This window comes from Enterococcus sp. AZ188, assembly GCF_050544075.1.
Taxonomy (GTDB): Bacteria; Bacillota; Bacilli; order Lactobacillales; family Enterococcaceae; genus Enterococcus_D; species Enterococcus_D entomosocium.
In genome coordinates this window covers 3,090,623-3,109,540 of sequence record NZ_CP172943.1, presented here as the reverse complement: position 1 = coordinate 3,109,540, position 18,918 = coordinate 3,090,623, and the positions used below count along the sequence as shown (strand labels likewise).

The 18,918-nt window shown below is 41.6% G+C and carries 16 protein-coding genes; 13 read left to right on the top strand and 3 right to left on the bottom strand.

Annotated features, from left to right (window positions below; all coding sequences use genetic code 11):
• Positions 1-8: 8 nt before the first annotated feature.
• Entirely contained in the window at positions 9-689 is a 681-nt protein-coding gene (locus IGI86_RS14285) for a hypothetical protein (protein WP_008380519.1), read from the bottom strand.
• 748 nt (positions 690-1,437) lie between these two features.
• Between IGI86_RS14285 and IGI86_RS14280 the strand changes: the two genes are divergently transcribed.
• On the top strand, positions 1,438-3,045 hold the full coding sequence (locus IGI86_RS14280) for a CTP synthase (protein WP_008380521.1): 1,608 nt from the start codon (positions 1,438-1,440) through the stop codon (positions 3,043-3,045).
• 262 nt (positions 3,046-3,307) lie between these two features.
• Here the strand turns inward: IGI86_RS14280 and IGI86_RS14275 are convergent, their stop codons facing one another.
• A complete protein-coding gene (locus IGI86_RS14275; RefSeq protein ID WP_005233973.1) occupies positions 3,308-3,763 on the bottom strand; it encodes a YehR family lipoprotein in 456 nt (151 codons plus the stop codon).
• Between the two features lie 368 nt (positions 3,764-4,131).
• Between IGI86_RS14275 and IGI86_RS14270 the strand changes: the two genes are divergently transcribed.
• From IGI86_RS14270 to IGI86_RS14250, 5 genes are all read left to right on the top strand, one after another.
• Positions 4,132-5,001 (top strand): class II fructose-bisphosphate aldolase, encoded by an 870-nt coding sequence (locus IGI86_RS14270; RefSeq protein ID WP_005228297.1) that lies wholly within the window; start codon positions 4,132-4,134, stop codon positions 4,999-5,001.
• 173 nt (positions 5,002-5,174) lie between these two features.
• Positions 5,175-6,434, top strand: coding sequence for a UDP-N-acetylglucosamine 1-carboxyvinyltransferase (locus IGI86_RS14265; RefSeq protein WP_005233977.1), 1,260 nt, complete (start codon positions 5,175-5,177; stop codon positions 6,432-6,434).
• A 2-nt stretch (positions 6,435-6,436) separates the two neighbouring features.
• Entirely contained in the window at positions 6,437-7,732 is a 1,296-nt protein-coding gene (gene rho, locus IGI86_RS14260) for a transcription termination factor Rho (RefSeq protein WP_005233978.1), read from the top strand.
• 99 nt (positions 7,733-7,831) lie between these two features.
• Positions 7,832-8,095: a type B 50S ribosomal protein L31 gene (locus IGI86_RS14255; protein WP_008380527.1), complete on the top strand. Its 264-nt coding sequence runs from the start codon at positions 7,832-7,834 to the stop codon at positions 8,093-8,095.
• A 493-nt stretch (positions 8,096-8,588) separates the two neighbouring features.
• Positions 8,589-9,215, top strand: coding sequence for a restriction endonuclease (locus IGI86_RS14250; protein ID WP_016621684.1), 627 nt, complete (start codon positions 8,589-8,591; stop codon positions 9,213-9,215).
• Between the two features lie 144 nt (positions 9,216-9,359).
• Here the strand turns inward: IGI86_RS14250 and IGI86_RS14245 are convergent, their stop codons facing one another.
• Positions 9,360-10,259: a LysR family transcriptional regulator gene (locus tag IGI86_RS14245; protein ID WP_005234023.1), complete on the bottom strand. Its 900-nt coding sequence runs from the start codon at positions 10,257-10,259 to the stop codon at positions 9,360-9,362.
• Between the two features lie 236 nt (positions 10,260-10,495).
• On the opposite strand from IGI86_RS14245, the gene IGI86_RS14240 reads away from it, so the two are divergent.
• The 7 genes from IGI86_RS14240 to IGI86_RS14210 all read left to right on the top strand — a co-directional run bounded on the left by IGI86_RS14240 (position 10,496) and on the right by IGI86_RS14210 (position 18,786).
• On the top strand, positions 10,496-11,347 hold the full coding sequence (locus tag IGI86_RS14240) for a sugar phosphate isomerase/epimerase family protein (protein ID WP_005234024.1): 852 nt from the start codon (positions 10,496-10,498) through the stop codon (positions 11,345-11,347).
• Between the two features lie 29 nt (positions 11,348-11,376).
• Entirely contained in the window at positions 11,377-12,225 is an 849-nt protein-coding gene (gene aroE, locus IGI86_RS14235; protein ID WP_008380533.1) for a shikimate dehydrogenase, read from the top strand.
• Between the two features lie 87 nt (positions 12,226-12,312).
• The gene (locus IGI86_RS14230; protein ID WP_008380536.1) at positions 12,313-13,596 is read left to right on the top strand and encodes an MFS transporter; all 1,284 of its coding nucleotides are present in this window, start codon (positions 12,313-12,315) and stop codon (positions 13,594-13,596) included.
• Positions 13,597-13,711: 115 nt separating this feature from the next.
• Positions 13,712-15,040, top strand: coding sequence for a hypothetical protein (locus IGI86_RS14225; protein WP_005234027.1), 1,329 nt, complete (start codon positions 13,712-13,714; stop codon positions 15,038-15,040).
• Between the two features lie 17 nt (positions 15,041-15,057).
• Positions 15,058-17,178 carry a hydantoinase/oxoprolinase family protein gene (locus IGI86_RS14220; protein WP_429967382.1) on the top strand — a complete coding sequence of 707 codons (2,121 nt, stop codon included), beginning with the start codon at positions 15,058-15,060 and terminating at the stop codon, positions 17,176-17,178.
• A gap of 12 nt (positions 17,179-17,190) precedes the next feature.
• A complete protein-coding gene (locus IGI86_RS14215; RefSeq protein WP_086332675.1) occupies positions 17,191-17,859 on the top strand; it encodes a hypothetical protein in 669 nt (222 codons plus the stop codon).
• Between the two features lie 87 nt (positions 17,860-17,946).
• Positions 17,947-18,786, top strand: a complete 840-nt coding sequence (locus IGI86_RS14210; RefSeq protein WP_034878349.1) for an SDR family NAD(P)-dependent oxidoreductase — start codon at positions 17,947-17,949, stop codon at positions 18,784-18,786.
• The last annotated feature ends 132 nt before the right edge of the window (positions 18,787-18,918 follow it).

Below are 18,918 nucleotides of genomic sequence, written 5' to 3'. Positions count from 1 at the left end.
TTTTTTCGTTATTCTACTATTAAGTAAACGTAATAGACATTTTCAACGCTTTTTAAATTTTCTTCAGATAGATTGTTTTCCATTTCAGCATATAGTTTGACGTCACCGCCCTTGGCAATATAAAGCAATGGAATTTCTTGTTTTTTCTCAATGTTAAGCTCGTTATTGGGAATACTAGTGCTAGCTCCAGTGGGAGATAAACTATCTTCTCCAAGGGACGTATAGTGGAATTTAGATAAGTCGGTCATTGTATTTGATGAGGAACCATTTGAAAATAAATCAACGAAGAGGAGAGAATCGCTCTTAGTAATTCCTATGTTCAAATAGCCATTATAGTCACTTCTTGGCTCTGTTATCAGGGAAGCGACTATTTTGTGTTCTTTTATCTCCCCTTTTTGATAATAATCAAAGTAAACCGTCATGGACTCAGCCACTGTGTTAAATTTCAGTTGTGAGCCAAAATCCAACAATAAACTAGAAAGGTCCATAGGGTTCTCTAGCTGAACAAGGTGATTATTGGGGACGCCAGCTACTTTTTTACTAGGGAAAGGACTGTAATTATAGTAATAACAATAAAGCATGGTAGGTAGCCCTATCACGAGCAAGAATGCGAAAAAAATCTGTAAAGGATTTCGAGACCGGATTAGTGTCTTGACAGTATCTGGTGCTTTTTGGTTTTTAGCAGTCATTGTCTTCTTCCTCCAAAATTGTGGCTTCTATAGAATCTCTTTTGGGAGACAATAGAATCTGATTGTTTCCTTATCGGAAAATGATTACCGGAAGGTGTCATAAAAAAATAATTTAAATATATATCTATAATCTCAAAGATAACCAAAAAGCGCAATCAAATTTTGATATTTATTGAGGGCACTCCTTATTGGGGAATAATCATTCAGAGCACATTACTTGGCAGACAAAAATAGCAGAATAGTTAGCTCTATCCTGCAAAAGAAAAATTATCTTAGCGTAGAAGGCAGGAATCGAACCTGCACCTCGTCTTTGCCAAAAATAACCAGAAATACGTTCCGATCATTTTTACCAAAACGAGTAAAGCGCCAGACTTCATCTACACTTTGTATTATGCCAAAGAGAGTTCAACGATTTCGTAAGAAGCAATGAAAAAATTGCAAAAAGTTGTGCAGAAAACATGAAGGTTGTTTAAGAAAGAGTAACCTTAGAATGCCAGCGTGAAAAAGGAGGAATCAGCTGCATCGAAGCGTAAAGCGCTTCGTTTGGAAACCTCCGTTTTTTCTGAAAAAATCAGATAAAGTTTTCTTGACATTTGTGAGGTGAGAATGTATCATTCTGTTTGGGCACTCTTTACAAGAGTCAGAAAGTGATTTAGAATTTTCGCTCCCTATTCATTTATGGATAGGGAGCTTTTATTATTTTCTAAATGCTTTTCCTGTAAAATAGATTAAAGGAGTTTTTCAGTTTATGACAAAATATATTTTTGTAACCGGCGGTGTGGTTTCTTCTATTGGTAAAGGGATCGTAGCAGCATCATTAGGACGTTTGTTGAAAAATCGCGGCTTGAAAGTAACCATTCAAAAATTCGATCCGTACATCAACGTCGATCCAGGAACGATGAGCCCATATCAACATGGTGAAGTATTCGTAACCGATGATGGAGCAGAGACCGACTTAGACTTAGGTCACTATGAACGCTTTATCGATATCAATTTGAACAAATACTCAAATGTAACAACTGGAAAAATCTATTCAGAAGTTTTGCGGAAAGAGCGTAAAGGAGAATACTTAGGCGCGACTGTTCAAGTGATCCCGCACATCACCAACGAGATCAAAGAAAAAATCATGCGGGCAGCCAAAATGACTGATTCAGATGTGATCATCACAGAAGTCGGCGGAACAGTAGGGGATATTGAATCATTGCCGTTTCTAGAAGCTTTGCGTCAAATGAAGGCAGACGTAGGTGCGGACAACGTGATGTACATCCATACGACGCTGATTCCTTATTTGAAAGCAGCAGGCGAAATGAAAACAAAGCCGACACAACATAGTGTGAAGGAACTGCGCGGCTTAGGGATTCAACCAAATATCTTGGTCGTTCGGACAGAACAACCTGTAGGACAATCAACAAAAAACAAATTGGCACAATTCTGTGACGTGGCACCAGAAGCCGTGATCGAATCTCGTGACGTTGAGACCCTGTATTCGATCCCATTGGCACTGCAAGCGCAAGGCATGGATCAAATCGTGTGTGATCATTTGAAACTGACTGCACCAGTTGCTGACATGACTGAATGGCAAGCATTGGAAGAAAAGGTACTGAATTTGAAGAAAAAAGTACGCATCGCATTAGTCGGAAAATACGTGGAATTGCCAGATGCTTATCTATCAGTTGTCGAAGCCTTGAAACATTCTGGTTTTGCCTTTGATGCAGACATCGAGATCGATTGGATCAAAGCCCAAGAAATCACACGAGAAAACGTGGATTCTTACTTAGGTGAAGTAGACGGTATTCTTGTTCCTGGTGGATTCGGTGATCGCGGGATTGAAGGAAAAATCGAAGCGATCCGATATGCTCGGGAAAACGATGTGCCATTCTTAGGGATTTGTCTAGGGATGCAAATGGCTTGTGTGGAATATGCCCGCAATGTCGTTGGCTTGGAAAATGCCAATTCCGCAGAAACAGATCCTGAAACAGCCAACAACATCATTGATTTGATGGCTGACCAAGAAAACATCGAAAACTTAGGTGGGACATTGCGCTTAGGCTTGTACCCATGTAAAGTGAAGAAAGGCACCAAAACAGCTGCAGCTTATGACGGAGAAGAAGTTGTTCAGGAACGTCACCGTCACCGTTATGAATTCAACAACAAATACCGTGAAATCTTTGAAGCAAACGGGATGGTTTTCTCAGGTGTGTCACCAGACAATCGTTTGGTTGAGATCGTTGAGATCCCAGAAAACAAATTCTTCGTGGGTTGCCAATTCCACCCAGAATTGATTTCTCGTCCAACTCGCCCACAACGCTTGATCAAAGCATTTGTTGGAGCTTCATTAGACAACCGCCAAGCATAATAATCGCTAGCGGCAAACCAAGGAATGAATGTGCGAAACTCCTCATCTCAAGATGGGGAGTTTTTTTGAGTTACGCCATCCCAGTAATCCGTAAAAGGTTGAAACTTGTTTGAGCATTGGTAGAAGGTATCTGTTTCTGCACACAAAAAACTTCCGTCAAAACGACCGGAAGTTTCTGGCTGATGCATTATTTTTTTCGCTAGCAGTTTGAATGAAATCCGCCAGCGGTAACGCATGTTGATTTGCTGGTGCCTAGAGAGGATTATTCTTTTAGCTTATACCCTTGATCCAAGAGCATTTCCTCTGTACGTTCCATGCTGATCCCATTTTCGGTGTTTCCTTCGAAACTAACCCCAGGCAATTGTTTCGCTGAATCATAATCCAACTCATCATAATTGATGGTCAAGGATTCAGTCGCTTCACTATCTGTATAGTCGAGGGAATAGTCCAATCCTTTGACTTGCTGATACTGCTCTGCGATCGGATCAAGTACCGTCTGTGCTTCTTCTTTGGTCGTTACCCCAATCGCTGAATACGGCATGACATTGTTCGCAGTCTGGGTTTTTACTTTATCGCCTTCATAAGTGAAGACCAGTTCCATCGAAACCCCATTTTGATCCATTGTGAATGTTTTGGTTTCTTCTTTGGCCCCCGAGCTGCAACTTGCCAAGAAAAGAACCCCGATGACTGCCAAAAATCCAATAAGCGCTTTTTTCATTTTATCCCTCCTTTTTTACATGATAATATAGCCGCTTTCACAAGGCTATTCTTATGCTCAGAGGAGAAGAAGGAAGGATTTACTGGAAGATTATGATAAAATGACGAAAAAATATGTGAAATTTTTCTCGAATTTTCACATGCCGATTTGTTATCTAACGACCGCAGACAGAAGAGAAAAACCTTACAGAATCGTAGACTTTCAGAAAAGATGATGAAAATGCTGGATTTTTATATTTGTGCAATCTTTTTTTGAAAAGAGAAATTCCTCTTTTTAGTAGCAAATACCGCAAATCTTTGCTAAAATAGCATTGTCGGTTAAGCATTGCTTAACAAATAAAGTTTTTCAAAACTTAGGAGGAATTTTTTATGCCAGTAGTATCAGGAGCTGAATTCTTAAAAGCTGCTCGTCAAGGCGGATATGCAGTCGGCGGATTCAACACAAACAACTTAGAATGGACACAAGCGATTTTAAAAGCTGCTGAAGCGAAAAAAGCGCCAGTTCTAATCCAAACTTCAATGGGTGCTGCCAAATATATGGGCGGATACAAAGTTGCTAAAGACATCGTTACAAACTTGGTTGATTCAATGAACATCACTGTTCCAGTTGCAATCCACTTAGACCATGGTGATTACGATGCAGCAATGGAATGTATCGAAGTTGGTTACACTTCTGTTATGTTTGATGGCTCTCACTTACCATTTGAAGAAAACTTGAAATTGGCTAAAGAAGTTGTCGAAAAAGCACACGCAAAAGGCGTTTCTGTTGAGTGTGAAGTTGGTTCAATCGGCGGAGAAGAAGATGGAATCATCGGTTCTGGCGAATTAGCTGACATCGAAGAATGTAAACAAATGGTTGCAACTGGTATTGATTACCTAGCTTGCGGAATTGGTAACATTCACGGTCAATACCCTGAAAACTGGAAAGGCCTTGCTTTTGACCACTTACAAGCAATCGCTGATGCAGTAGGTTCTGATGTACCATTAGTATTACACGGTGGTTCTGGTATTCCTCAAGACCAAATCGAAAAAGCAATCTCAATGGGTGTTTCTAAAGTAAACGTAAATACTGAATTCCAATTATCATTTGCTAAAGCAACTCGTGAATACATCGAAGCTGGCAAAGATAAAGAAGGCAAAGGATTCGACCCTCGTAAATTATTAGCACCAGGTGTTGCTGCAATCGTTAAAGATGCAGAAGAACACATCGACTGGTTCGGTTCAGCTGGTAAAGCTTAATCTTAATCAAAGATCAAAACTCTTAGAATCAGTGATTCTAAGAGTTTTTTTGTTTTCTAAGAAAATATTCTTGATGCGGGGATCAAAAATATACTGCATCTTTTTTCTTTGTGTAATTTGTGCTAAAATTGGAATGATACACATAAATTAAAAAAGAGTATAGGTGGAATTCAATGAAAAAAATTGTCATCAACGGCAATCGTCCCTTAAAAGGTGAAGTCACCATTAGCGGCGCAAAAAACAGTGCAGTCGCATTGATCCCGGCAGCGATCTTAGCTGATTCACCGGTCATTTTAGAAGGAGTGCCCGACATCCAAGATGTGCACTCATTAATTGAGATTATCGAAATTATGGGCGTGAAGACCCATTTTGAAAACAATACGCTAGAGATCGATCCAACCAATATCGTTTCGATCCCGATGCCTAACGGAAAAATCAATAGTCTACGGGCTTCGTATTATTTCATGGGGGCATTATTGGCGAAGTTTGGTGAAGGCGTCGTTGGGTTGCCTGGCGGCTGTTTCTTAGGCCCGCGACCAATCGATTTGCATATCAAAGGCTTCGAAGCACTTGGCGCAAAAGTCACCAACGAGCATGGCGCCATGTATTTGCGTACCGAAGAAGAAGGCTTGACTGGCGAACGGATTTTCTTAGATATGGTCTCCATCGGAGCAACAATCAATGTAATGCTGGCAGCAGTAAGAGCCAAAGGTAAAACGATCATTGAAAATGCTGCACGGGAACCTGAGATCATTGATGTCGCGACCCTTTTAAATAATATGGGAGCGAAAATCAGAGGTGCAGGTACCAATGAAATTCGTATCGAAGGTGTGGAAGAACTGCACGGTTGTCGTCATTCTATTATTCCAGACCGAATCGAAGCAGGAACCTATCTTTCTTTAGCCGCAGCAGCGGGTGAAGGCATTACAGTCAAAAATGTGATTTATGAGCATCTAGAAAGCTACATTGCGAAATTGGAAGAAATCGGTGTGCGAATGGATATCAGCGAAGATGAAATCTATGTGCATCCCTCAAAAGAGTTGAAACCAGCGACTGTGAAAACTTATCCTTATCCGGGATTTGCCACAGACCTGCAACAGCCGATCACACCATTATTGCTAAAAGCAAAGGGAACATCGGAGATTATGGACACGATTTACGCCAAACGGGTCAACCATATTCCTGAATTAGCACGGATGGGCGCACAAGCAACGACAGAAGGCAACATGATTTTTGTCAGCGGACCGAGCCAATTGCACGGAGCAGAAGTTGTCGCTTCTGATTTGCGAGCAGGGGCTTGTCTAGTTATTGCCGGATTGATGGCGACTGGCACGACTAGCGTCTTTAATGTCGAGTACATTTTGCGCGGCTATGATCATATCATCGAAAAACTAACGGCTCTTGGAGCTGATATTCAAATGATAGAGGAGTAATTATGAGCGATTATCTTACGATGGCAGAGTTGGAAAACAAAACCTTAAAAGAGATCTACACCTTTGCCAAAGAGTTTCGAATTCCTTATTACAGCCAAATGAATAAAAAAGAATTGTCATTGGCTGTGATACGGGCGCAGGCGGAAAAACAAGGCTTCTTTTATATGGAAGGAATCTTGGATATCGTAGGCCAAGAAGGCTATGGTTTTTTACGTCCAATCAACTATGGACCGAGTGCAGAAGATATCTATATTTCTTCTTCACAGATTCGTCGGTTTAGTTTGCGTAATGGCGATAAAGTCGCCGGTAAGGCGCGCCCGCCTAAGGAATCTGAACGCTATTATGGATTGATGCACGTTGAGTCTGTTAACGGCAAAGATCCAGAAGATGCCAAAGAGCGTCCGCATTTTCCAGCGCTGACGCCCCTTTATCCGAACCGTCATTTAAAATTAGAAACAACGTCAGGACGTCTTTCGACTCGGATGATCGATATGCTGGCGCCAGTGGGTTTTGGTCAACGGGGACTGATCGTTGCCCCGCCTAAAGCTGGGAAAACCAGTATATTGAAAGAAATTGCCAATGGGATTACGGACAACTATCCTGAGGTGGAATTGATCGTACTTTTGATCGACGAGCGTCCAGAAGAAGTAACTGATCTAGAACGTAGTGTCAAGGGTGACGTGGTTTCTTCAACCTTTGACCTACAGCCTAGCAATCATACCCGTGTTTCAGAATTGGTACTAGAACGGGCGATGCGCTTGGTGGAAGACAAGCGTGATGTCGTGATTTTGATGGATAGTATCACTCGTTTGGCGAGAGCTTATAACTTAGTCGTTCCTCCAAGCGGACGTACACTAAGCGGCGGGATCGATCCAGCTGCTTTGTACAAACCGAAGAAATTCTTTGGCGCTGCCCGCAATATTGAAGAAGGCGGTAGTTTGACGATCCTTGCCACAGCTTTGGTAGATACCGGCAGCCGCATGGATGATGTCATCTATGAAGAGTTTAAAGGAACCGGCAATATGGAGCTGCAGCTTTCTCGCAGCCTCGCAGAACGCCGGGTCTTCCCAGCGATCGACATCAAGAAATCTGGTACCCGTAAAGAAGAATTGCTGATGAGCAGTGAACAATTGGAAGAAACTTGGCGCTTACGCAACAACATGTTGGGGGATTCCTTGGAGTTCACAGAACAATTCATTCAATTCTTGCGCAAAACGAAAAAGAATGAAGAGTTTTTAGCGGCTTTTCATGATGTCCATTTCGGAGACAAGCGGCCAAAAAGAAATATAAAAAGATAATTGCATCTAAAATCCAAACATGGTAAGATAGTCATGTTGTAAAATCGACAAATCAACTCTGGTGAAGCAAATGAGCCAGGGCAAAGGAGAGAAGAAGAAATGAAACAAGATATCCATCCAGATTATCATCCAGTTGTATTCATGGACTCAACTACTGGTTTCAAATTCTTATCAGGTTCTACAAAGAATTCTCAAGAAACTGTTGAGTGGGAAGACGGCAACACGTATCCATTGATCCGTGTCGAAGTAACTTCTGATTCACATCCATTCTACACTGGACGTCAAAAATTCACACAAGCAGACGGACGTGTGGACCGTTTCAACAAAAAATACGGTCTCAAAGACAACAACGCTGCAGAATAAGACAAATAAATGTAAATGTTGTTTCGATAACATTTCTGAGGTTTCCCTTTTACGAGGGAAACCTTTTTTTGTTTTTATAGGTAATAGACACTCAACTGCTAAACCGAAAGAAACCATTCAGAATCTGTTACAAACAAAGTAAAAGGAATCAATAAATCTGTAGGCAAGAATGTGGAAATTAGCACTGTAACGAATCCTATCTAGTAATTTTCGAAATGGAGCAATGATCAAGAGTGGTTTGATTTAATCATCGATTATTATTGAATATTCAAACTTCAATTGACATTTATCTTGAATAAAATTATCATTAAATTAATAATACTCCGTTATAAGTTTCTTATTTTTGACTTATTTTATCGAGTTCACACGATTTTTATTGAGAAAAGTAGATAGTTCTCTCTTTAAGAACCAGTTTCTATTCTACATAATTAAAGACCACTCACTAGCTATGCTTTAACGAATCACATCCAAAACAATCAAGAAAGGAAGAGACATGTTTTCATTTAAGAAAAAGAAGGAAGTCATTAATTTCCCAGAACTAAGCAACCATAATGAACGTACATACCCGAAAAAATTGAAAAAGATTGTGGCTCAATTAGAAACCTGTAAATCAGAGGATTTGAATTATATTGCTGAATGTATTTTACAAAAGATGGGATATACCGTCCAAAACATCGATGGTTACAAAGATGGTGGTATTGATGTGTATGCTTTTTCTAATAATAAAAAGGCAATAGCGGTCCAATGTAAAGCCTGGAATCCGCAAAAGACAACGGAGCGGATCAGTAAGCCACTCGTTGCCGCATTTAAAGGGATTTTTCCAGACAAAGGGTTTCCCAATGGGCTTTTCATCACTACACATTTTTTTACAGATCAAGCATTAGAAATAGCCGGTGATAATCTACTGTTGGTTGATAGAAAAAAACTGATTGAGCTGCTTGCGCATTTTTATCCAGAGATGATCAGTGAGTTGTTTTATTATAAAACCTTGACGGAATTAGAAGAATGCAAGAGTTGTAAAAATGGGAAGAAGTTGAAACTCTACAATAAGAAGAAGCGCAATTATTACTATATCTGCGAAACGTGCGGTGAGTATAGCTCTTTTAATTATTCGTCATGAGAAAAAAGAACAAGAGAATAAGCAATAAAAAACAGACATTCTATTAATGAATGTCTGTTTTTTATTAAGTGAAAACGCCAAAAAAGGCGGGAACATAGTTTTATTCCTATTTTCTAAAGCTTTGTTTTTCACCCACCCAGTCACTCAATAAACGATCTGTTTCGGATTTGCATGGGCCAAAATAAATTCTTTGAAATTGCTGACTACAGGTGGTAAGTAAGTCTCTTTATTGTAGGCTAAATAAAAGTATCGCTCCCAACTGATGCCATTAAGTTTGATTCGCTTAAGGGGCAAAGAGTCAAGCATCGTCATATTGGGAATGATAGCAATCCCCAATCCTTGACTGACTAGTCCAGCGATCACTTGATCGATCTTGACTTCGTAGGCTACTTGATAGCTGACGTTGTTACGCTGATAAAGGTCATCGATGATTTCACGTAAGGCACTTTTTTTGCTGAAAATAATCTGGGGATATTCTGCTAAGTCGTCCAAAGAGACTTCATCAAATTGTGCGAGAGGATGATCCAACGCGGTGATCACGACAAGTTCTTGACTTGCAATCGGGACGAATTCAATGGTTGGTTCATTGGTGATGTAGGAACAAATACCGAGATCATAGCGCAAGGTTTTTAGTCCTTGGACTGTTTCGGTACTGACGCTATCTGAGTGAAATTCAAATTGAATCTTTTTTTCAGGATTTGCTTCAAGAAATTGTTTAGTGATTTTTGGTACGTAAGATGTACCGAGGACTTGCAAAAAAGCAAAGCTGATATGCCCAAAGCCTTTGCTGATTTTTGTTACTGTATCGATACCCGAATCTAAGTTTTCTAACGTTCGTATAACATGTTCATGGAAAATTTTTCCAGGCTTGGTTAGGATCACATTTCGTCCGTTTTTTTCAAAGAGTTGTACACCTAGCTCATCTTCTAAAAGTGAAATGGCATTACTGAGACTTGGTTGTGTGATGTTGAGCAATTTACTCGAACGTGTATAGTGTTCTTCTCTAGCAAGGATATCAAAATATTTTAAATGCTGAAGATTCATTGAAACCTCCTCTAAAATCCTTCTTTTTTTATCAGTATATCACAAGACTTATATCTTTTATCTATAGATCCATAAAGAAAAAACAATTAGAAGTACGGAGAGGGAAAAGCTATAATAACGGTAATAAACATTGTGAATAAAAACACAATTACTGCGGCCGCTTTTTAGTTCGTGTTTTTATTTCCAGCTGTAAACCAAGTAGTAGTTGTTTACAGACTTTTAAAGGGGGAAATAACATGAGAAACATTCCATTGACGATTAGCTCTTACACATTAGGGACAGAGATTAATTTTGAAGACAGAGTGAAGATCGCGAAAGAGGCAGGATACGACGGGATCGGTTTACGTGCGGAGACCTATATGCTTGCTGTGAAGCAAGGCTATTCTGATGAGCGGATGCTTGAAATTCTTGCAGAACATGACATGAAAGTAACCGAGGTCGAATATATCACCTTGTGGGCTGATCCAAATAAAACGATGGAAACACCGGAAACACTGCTGCAACAATTTAAAGAGCAAACGATCTATCATATGGCACGTTTGTTTGGTGTTGGGCACATCAATTGTGGCTTAATGGAAAAATACCCAGCAGAGGTTCATATCCAAGCCTTTAAAGAACTATGTACACGAGCAAAAGAATTAGTCATTGGGTTAGAATTCATGCCTTATAGCGGTGTTCCTGATCTAGCTAGTGCATGGAATATTGTCAAAGAGGCAGATTGTGAAAATGGGATGCTGATCCTAGATACATGGCACTGGGCGAGAGCCAACATGACAGCAGCTGACTTGGAAGGGGTCCCAGCGGAGAAAGTTGTTTCGATCCAAATTTGTGATGTTTTAGAAAGACGATATCCTGATACGATCTTACGGGATGAGTCGATGCACGATCGCTTATGTCCAGGAACAGGATGGGGTGATACCGAAGGCTTCTTACGGGCACTAAAAGCACACGGCATCAAGCCTCGTGTTGTAGGCACGGAAGTGATTTCTGATCCGATTTTAAGTCAAGGCTATCAAAAAGCAGCAGAGCAAAATTACAAAACGAGTATTGAAGTGATCCAAAACGCATGGCCAGAATTGCTTGCGTAAAAAAAATCAAATAGAAAAGAGGAAATACGATGAGCGAAAAAATTTCGGGAAAAACGAAGCTCTTAGGATTGATCGGTACACCTGTTGGGCATTCTGGTTCGCCAGCCATGTATAATTATGGCTTTGACCAGCTTGATATCGATGCAGTTTATTTAGCTTTTGACATTAAAGAAGACCAAGTCGCCCAGGCGATCGAGGCATTTCGAACCTTCAAAATGAGTGGAAATGTCACGATGCCTTGCAAGACGGCAGCGGCAGAATACATGGATGAATTGACCCCCGCTGCAAAAATGGTTGGTGCCATCAATACTATCGTCAATGATGAAGGCAAGCTCGTCGGCCATATTACCGATGGTGTCGGCTTTGTTGATAATCTGCAAGCACACGATGTAAAAATGAAAGATCAAAAATTTGTTGTGATCGGAGCTGGTGGAGCTGCCACCGCGATCCAAGTCCAATTGGCGATCGAAGGCGCAGCCTCCATTGCAATTTTCAACATCAAAGATGCATTTTATGAAAAAGGCAAAGAGACCGTTGCTCGCATTAAAGAATATTACCCTGATCTAGTAATTGATATTTATGATCTGACGGATCAAGCGTTACTTGCTGAAAAAATAAAAGGAGCCGATTGTTTAGTGAATGCAACGACTGTTGGAATGGGTGAAGGAAATACAGCGACACCAATTGCAGACACAGAGGTACTGCATGCAGATTTGACGGTGGCTGATGCGATCTATAACCCACCAATGACCCAGTTATTGAAAGATGCCAGCGCAAAAGGTTGTAAGACCGTGGGTGGAAAAGGAATGCTGGTGGGACAAGGAAAAGCCGCCTTTAAACTGTTTACTGGCAAGGAACTGCCTGTCAGAGCAAACTAACTAGGGACCGAGTATCCCTTTCCTACGAAATACCAACAGGGAAATTTTCGTAGGAAAGCTGGATGTTCTTTTATAAGGAGCGTACAAATGAGAGCAAAAAAGTATATTTTGTCACTGGCAACTGTCTATATGTGTTATTTCACTCATGGGATCCAAGCTATTATTTTAAGCCAAAATGCGACTTATTTTTCGGATAAATGGGGCTATACCGATGCTTCTGCAGGAGCCGCTGCGGTATCGTTGGCCATCACTGCGACCGGATTAGGGAAATTCTTGACCGTCTGGATTGGTGGAGAAATTTCGGATAAAGTGGGACGCAAAAAAATGGCGGTCATGGGGGCTGTTTTGTATACGCTATGCTTTTTAGGTCTGTTACTGACGACGAATATGGTGATCGCGTCTGTCTGTGCCTTTATCGCAGGGGTGGCGACTTCTGGTTTCTGGGATGCTGCATTGTATCCCGCTTCTCAAGAAGCAGCACCGAAATATGCGGCTTCAGCAATGATTGGGATCAAGTTTTTTGTTTCTTTGTCAGGGGTTATCTATCCCTTACTTGTGGTAAATTTCATCCGGTCTGGGAATCAGTCGATGGGGATTATTATTCCATTAGTCCTATCGATCGTCTGCACGATTTTAGCAGCTATCGCGCCATTCGCCTATGATGACATGATGAAAGAAAAAGCGGCAACCGTTGATGGAAAAGAAACGAATGCGGTTCAAGAAGAAATTGCGGCGATGAAGGCCAAAATGCTTGTTAAGCCGAATATAATCGTTAACTTCTTCACAATGTTCTTTGGTTTTATCTGTATGTTCATCATGTACGGCGCCCAACAGTATACCAAAGCGTTTGGTTTGACGAATGCTGGTTTGACTGAGATGCAGTCAGCGGGGCTAACATCGATCTATACTTTTGGCTCAATGGTGGCTGTTTTGTTTTGGGCAGTAATGATGGGGAAATTGCGTTGGAATCCCTTAAAAGTCTTATTTATTGATACGGTATTCATCGCTCTTGCGTTAGGGATGGTATTAGTGATCCAACATGTCGTAGTGATTTATATCAGTATCGCCTTCTTGGGTTTCTTTGCTGCCGGAGGGGCGTTGCAAACTGGGCTAGGGGTACGACAAATGTTTTGCCCTGGACCAAAAGGTCGAAATACCGGGATCTACTATACTTGGATGGGCTTAGCAAGTACCTTTTTACCTTACATCGTTGCTTCCATGACTCGGTCAGTAGGAGAAACGCAAGCGATTTTTATTATGATGGGCTTATTACTCGCAGCTGCGGTTTTAGCGATCGTCATGATGGTTTATTTGTTACTGCAACACAAAAGAGTATTTGGCTACAGCGCATTTGATAAATTAAAGGACTAAACGTCCTGGAGGATAGTGGCCAACCACTTCCTCCTTTTTCGCTTTTGTTAAACGGCGGCATTCGCGTATCTGGCTGCAGGTTCAAACGGCGTAATTTGTATGGAGGAGAAGAAGAATGGATAGCTTGATTGGCTTATTACTAGTAGTGTCATTTGGTGGCATGGTTTTTTATTGTATCAAAGGATATAACCTGATGATTGGTTTTATCGTTATGGCAACATTATGGGTGTTGTTGCCGCTTATAGGGAATGTCATTTCACCCAATCCGGCATTTGAAAACCTCCCTTTTACCGAGATGCTGGCACAGGTCTATCAACAGGCGCCAGAACGCTGGGGGGCTTCACAAATGAATATTTTTGTAGGAGCATTCTTTGGTAGGATCTTGTTGGAAACGGGCATTGCGGCAACTATCATTCGTAAGAGTGTGGAACTAGGTGGGGATAGCCCAGCGATTATTCTAGTAATTGTCAATTTGATTACCGGCTTTATCTTTTCATCCATGTCAGGTGCCGGATCTGTCATCGCGATCGCCGTGATCGTATTGCCAATTTTATTTTCGATTGGTATTCCTAAAGTCGTGGCATTCTTTAGTTTTTCGGCTTCCGTTGCAGCAGGTGTTTTCTTAAATCCAATCAATTTCACACAGTATCAAGCCTTTTTTGGCAATGTGAATGGTGGGGTTGATTACACCTATAATGATTATTTTTCGTTTGGATTATTGGCTTTCTTTGTGATGATTCTGGTTTCTTCGATTTTTGCTATTGGGTATTTGAGAGTAGAAAGTTTGACCTATGCTTGGGCGGTTGGAGAAGAACCGAAAGTTCAAGACGTTCCTAGTTTGGCGTTACTTACCCCTTTTATACCGGTCGTAGGAGTCATCATCTTTCAATTTCCAGTGATCTTTTGTTTTATTGGTGCGAGTCTTTATGCCTTGTGGATTTGTGGTGTTTTAAAGGATGGGTTTAGAAAAGATTCTCAGATTTTGACACGTATTTTTGCAGATGGGGTCAAAGATACTGCGACCTTAGTTGCCTTTTGGATGACCCTTGCGATGTTCAATGCAGCTGCAACCTTCGCTGCACCTTATTTTGAATCATTGCTAGGAGGAATCATTCCGACGCATCCCTTAGCGCTTTGTTTGCTTTTTGGTTTTTTAGCTCCCTTGACCTGGTTTCGCGGGCCACTTTCTTTGATTGGTTGTGGGGCAGCGTTATTAGCAGTAATCAGCAATCAAACCAATTATCCTGTGACGTTTTTATATCCGTTGTTCATTTCTAATATGATCGGTATGGGTCATTTTGATTTGACCATTTCTTGGAATGCTTGGGGATTAGGCTTCAATAATATCAATACGAAAGATTACATGAAGGTTGCTTTTTTACCAGGAGTCGTCATTTCGCTGGTTCTTGAAATTGCGACGTTCCTGTTATATAGCCCGATTTAAAAAAGTAGGTGAAAAAAATGAGAAGAAGTGTCCGAATTGGCATTGATGTGGGTGGAACCCATACAAAAGCTGTCGCAATCAACAATGACACGCAAGAGGTGATTGGAAAGTCATCTGTAAAAACGACCCACAAAAGTGAGCAAGGGGTTGCAGAAGGTGTAGTGGCCTCTTTTATTAAGTGTTTAGCCGAAAATCAGATCCAGCCAGATGAAGTGGTCTTTGTCGCTCACAGCACAACCCAAGCCACCAATGCACTCTTAGAAGGAGATGTAGCGAAGGTCGGCATTATCAGTACAGCAAAGGGCGGCGTCGAAGGTTGGCTGGCAAAGTGGCAAACGGCATTAAAAGACATTGATTTAGGTACGGGAAGAAGTATTGAAGTCGTTGCTCGCTTTATTCCTAAAAAAGAGCTTTCAGAAGCAACAATCGAAGCGGCATTAGCAGAACTACAACAGGCACAAGCTCAGGTCATCGTGACTTCAGCAGCTTTTGGTGTAGATGATTTACAAACAGAAGAAAGAATCGCTGAAGTAGCCAAACGAAAGGGCATCGAGGTAACCTTGGCGTCGGAGATGACCAAACTATATGGGTTATCCCGGAGAACCCGTACCGCAGCAATCAATGCATCGATTTTGCCAACGATGCTGGAAACGGCAAATTCAACAGAAAATAGTGTTCGCCAAGCAGGTGTGGATGTACCACTGATGATCATGCGGGGCGATGGCGGGTTGATGGACATTGTTGAAATGAAAAAACGACCGGTGCTAACGATGCTTTCTGGTCCAGCAGCCAGCGTGATGGGAGCATTGATGTATCTGCGAACGTCGAACGGTATTTATTTTGAAGTAGGGGGAACTTCGACGAATCTTGGCGTTATCAAAAATGGTCGGCCAGTCATCGATTACTCAGAGATTGCAGGCCATAAGACGTATGTCAATTCATTAGATGTTCGCGTCCTAGGTGTGGCTGGCGGCAGTATGGTTCGAGTGAACAAAAAAGGCGTGATAGACGTCGGCCCAAGAAGTGCCCATATCGCTGGGTTAGAATATAGTACGTATCTGCCAGAAGAAGAGATCGTTGCACCAGAACTGGAGCTTTATGCGCCAAAAGAAGGTGACCCAGCAGATTATGTTGCAATCAAACTTGCTAACGGGAAACGAATTACGATCACGAATTCTTGTGCAGCGAATGTCTTAGGATATGTCACAAAGGATGATTTTTCCTATGGCAATGCCCATTCGGCCAGAAAAGCCATGCAGCCTTTAGCGAAGTACTTAGAAACGACGGTGGAGGATGTCGCACAGCAAATATTGGATCAAGCAGTCCAAAAAATAGCACCTGTGATTCAATCTTTTGCCCGCAAGTATCAATTAGAGCCTAACCAAATGACTTTAGTAGGTGTAGGAGGAGGCGTCTCTTCACTGATCAAACATGCAGCGAAACAATTGTCGTTGAATTATAAAATACCTGAAAATGCTGAAGTGATTTCATCGATCGGTGTGGCGTTATCCGTCGTTCAAGACGTGGTGGAACGAATTGTCCCGAATCCAACAAAAGCGGATATTGCAGCAATCAAGCAAGAAGCAGCTACTTTGGCGATCGAGAGTGGGGCAACGCCTGATAGTATTGAAGTCTATATTGAAATCGATCCTCAGACGCAAAAAATTACTGCGCGAGCCTCCGGTGCCACAGCTGCTCAAGCCGCTGAGCGTCAAAACCAAATTAACCGTGAAGAAGCGCAAGACATTGCCTATGCTGAGCTGCAAGTTGCTAAAGAAAACGTGGTTTCTTGTGCTACGAGTGAACATTTTTATATTTATGGCGCAGCGACAAAAAAAGGCGATCGTGTTTGTGTCATTGATCATCGAGGCTTTATTCGCGTGCAAAGAGACCATGCAGATGTCGTGAAAACGACGATCCAAAGTTATAGTGAACAAATCGCTCGTCTTTGGGAAAGTATGGCGAACTACCAAAGTGATCTAGTCATCCGGCCAGATTTTTATATTTGTGCTGGACCGCGTCTCTTTGATTTTAGTTCGACAGATTATACCCAATTGATGATGTTGATCGATATTGAATTAAGTCAGTTGATTGGTACAGAAGAGATTATTATTATTGCTGCGAACAGCTTGCAGTAGGCCAAGGAAGGAATGAGATCCGTGAAAGTAGAAGAATTTTGCCAACAATTTTTACACCTATGGTCTCGAGCAACCAATCCTCACCTGCAGCTGTTCAAACAAGACCCCCTTCACGCCAAAGTTGATCCTGCGCAGGCAGAGTCCTTTATTGAAACTGCTGAAAGCATAGGTAAGCAAGAAGCCCGCTGGTATCGAGAGCATCCTCAAGAATTGCAAGGAATCATTGATTCATTAAAGATCAATGAACTGCCTGAAGCGCAAGCGCAACAGGAGCGCTATACCTTTGCTGTCTATAAAAAAACAGATCATATTATGATTGATCGCAATTTCTTGGCGCAAGCGCAGCATTTTATCGAAGCACAGCAATTAAGCCGATTACTTCCTGCGACGACACTTACGGAATTGGTTTTCATGCATGAAGTGTTTCATGTATTGGAATATCGTAAAAATCTCTGGACCATTCAAAGACAACTGCACTATCAGATAGGTTTTTTGAAAAAACAGGCACGTCTCTATTCCTTGAGTGAGATCGCTGCTGCATCTTTTGTACAGACGTTTTATCAGCTGGAAAATTCCCCTACATTGCTTGCTAGCTGCATAATCTATTGTAAAAATCCTGAGCTCGCTCAAGCGCTCGTTACGACTGCGTTAAAGGAACAAACCATTCACAGAAGCTATTGATCAATGGAAAAAAAGAATTAGTTTCTCTGCTCATATCAAGGTATATTGTTAGTGAAGAATATAACAATATTAGAGGTGGTATAAATGATGGAGCAATCTTGGTTGAATCTTAAGAATGAGGTCGTAGTCATTACCGGCGCTTTAGGCGGTATGGGGAAAAAAATTGCACAGGACTTTGCTGATCAAGGCGCACAACTTGCATTAGTTGATTTGCATGAGGAAAACCTTGCCAACTATGCAGTACAGCTAGCAGATCAATTTGGTGTGAAAGTAAACAGCTATGTTTGCAATTCGACGATCGAAGCGCAGGTAGATGCATTGGCAGAAAAGGTCAAAGAAGATTTTGGCCGCATTGATGTTTTGGTAAACACAGCGGCTATTTTGAAATTTTCATTGCTTGAAGATCTACCATTTGAAGAATGGAAACAAGTGATCGACGTCAACTTAAACGGCTACTTCTTGGTTTCTCAAAGAATCGGGCGAGTGATGATCGCACAAAAATCAGGGCGGATGGTGCATGTCTCAACGATCGCCTCAATCAGCCCTGAAACATATTCTGGTGCGTATAGCCCAAGTAAGGCTGGAGTTAATATGATGTCGAAACAAATGGCTGCAGAGTGGGGGCAGTACGGCCTTCGCAGCAATTGTGTCTTGCCATGCTTTGTGAAGACACCTTTATCCGCAAGCTTTTATGCAGACCCAGAAGTTGAAGAGGGGCGGAAACGTTTAACTGCCAATAAGCGAATCGGCGATGTGCAAGACATTGCTAATGCAGTCCTTTACTTAGCCAGCGAACGTTCCGATTATACGAACGGGCACGAATTACGTGTTGAAGGTGGTTTTGGGATCATGATGGGGGATCAAGTACCAAAACCTGGCGGGCGTAAACAGTATGCCATCAATTCTCGGCCGGAAAATCAAAAATAAATGGGGAAATGAAGTAAGTAATAACTGAACAGGGGAGACACTCATCTTTTCGACTTGTCCGAAAAAGATGGGTGTATTTCGTGATGCCTTAATACATGCGGTCTGACGAAGCAAGCTATTTGAAAGGAACTG